General features: G+C 64.1%; 1 protein-coding gene. It reads left to right on the top strand.

From position 1 onward, the window contains the following. The coding region (locus tag BXP70_RS30180) for a hypothetical protein (protein WP_179197905.1) at positions 1-1,778 on the top strand (1,778 nt) is incomplete at its 5' end. Between the last annotated feature and the right edge of the window lie 47 nt (positions 1,779-1,825).

The following is a 1,825-nucleotide window of genomic DNA, read 5'->3' on the forward strand; positions in this document are numbered from 1 at the left end:
TCGATGACGTGGTGCTGGTGAAAGTGCTGGTAGGCACTATCACGGGCACGCCAAGTGGTGGCACTGACTTCGATCCTTCGGTGCTAGGCTACCAGTACGGCGGAGCCTTGGTGCTGGGCACCGCGGTGAAACTGGACTGGGTGTACGCCTATGGGCGGCAGCTGTGGCGCGCCCGCCGGGCAATGACGCCGCAGGCCGACCCGGTGCAGGGCGCTAACTGGAACCTGGAATTTGATGCAAGTATCGCGGATGGGAGCATCCGGTGGGAGCAGCTCACCTTTGATGTGCAAACGCGCATTCAGGGCCGCGTTGCCCTCGTGAGCACGGGCGGTTCCGTGCGCTACTACAGCACCTGGGACGATGCGCACTACAACAGCCAGCCCGGCGACCGCATCATCTTTGGACCGGGCACCTTCGGCGACCCGAACGCCGATGCCGGCATTCACCGGGATTTGACGGTGGTGGTGCCCGCGGGCACTACCTGGCAGTTCAAGCGCCTGTACTGCATGTTCAACTACCAGGCGTCCGGTACCACGCGCTTCATCACGATTGAGGGCGGCGGCACGCTCCGAGGCGAGATCTACCAATACGCCACGATTCGGGTGAACCTGACGCTCTCCGGCCTCACGCACGAAGGCAAGATCAACTACACGGCCTTCCCCAATGGCGGGGCAAACCCCGGCCCGTTTGCGGTTTCCCTGCGTCGGGTGCGGGCCCTGGTGAGCAGCGGCGACTATATCACGGCCTACACGCGCAACGGCGGCTTTTATTTCAATGCGGCCGCCTTCGACCTGGCGGACTGCGACGTGACGGTGAGCGGGGGCGGGGCCGTGTATCGCAACACCGGCGACGGCGGGGCGGTGAGTGACGCGGCCGGCAACAAGCTGCGCATTCATAACTCCCGCCTGCTCTGCGACGCCGGCGCGCCGCTTATCGTGGCCCCGGATGGCGTGGTGAGCTACGACTTCTCGCAGGTCAACTACCGCGGCACCGTACCGGCCAACGTGGCCAGTGCGGTCGGCTACAGCTTCCTGGGCTTGCCCGCTGGTGGCAGCAGCACACCGGGCACCGGCAGCGGCATCGACTTCGCCAACCCCGTGACCACTACGCAGGCCACCACGCTCAACGCTAATAAGGCCTACTACGTGACCGGCGGCGGCTATGCCCTCACCTTACCCAGTGCGAGCCAGAACCTCGGTTTATCTATTTTCATCAGCGTGGCGGCTAGTGCCACAGGGTTGTACCCAATTACGGGCGCCACGAACCTGGTGCTCTACGCTAATGAGAGCATCAACCTGCGCGCCACGCTCGACGGCTGGAAGCGCACCGGCGGCGAGCCGCTGGCGATGGTGGCCCGCCTGAGCACCACGCTGGCGCAACAAGACAGCATCCCGCTTAACACCTCCTACCGGGTGCCCCTGTCGGTGACGGCCGCCGCCACGCTGCCTGCCCAAGCGGAGCTGAGTCAGGCCGGTATTCGCGTACTGCGGAACGCCCGCGCCTCGATCAGCTACTTCGTGGCCCTCAACAACGCGATCGTCGGAGGCGCCTACACGCTGTATATGCAGGTTACCGACGCCAATGGCGTAGTGCGCTATCCGATGCAAACCACCATCGGCACCGACCGCTCCGGCCTAGGCTTCGCTGGTAGCTCGCTGACGGTGGATTTTGCCGCCGGCGACTTGATTCAGCTGTACTTCTATAACCAGGACGTGGCCACCCTGCGCGGGGCGCTGTCCGGCTCGGAGTGTTCCCTCACCTATACCGAAATCGTCTAATCTTATGCCTTTTTCAATCACCGTTACGGCGCCGCTCAAGACGCCGA

The organism is Hymenobacter crusticola (assembly GCF_002154225.1).
Taxonomy (GTDB): Bacteria; Bacteroidota; Bacteroidia; order Cytophagales; family Hymenobacteraceae; genus Hymenobacter; species Hymenobacter crusticola.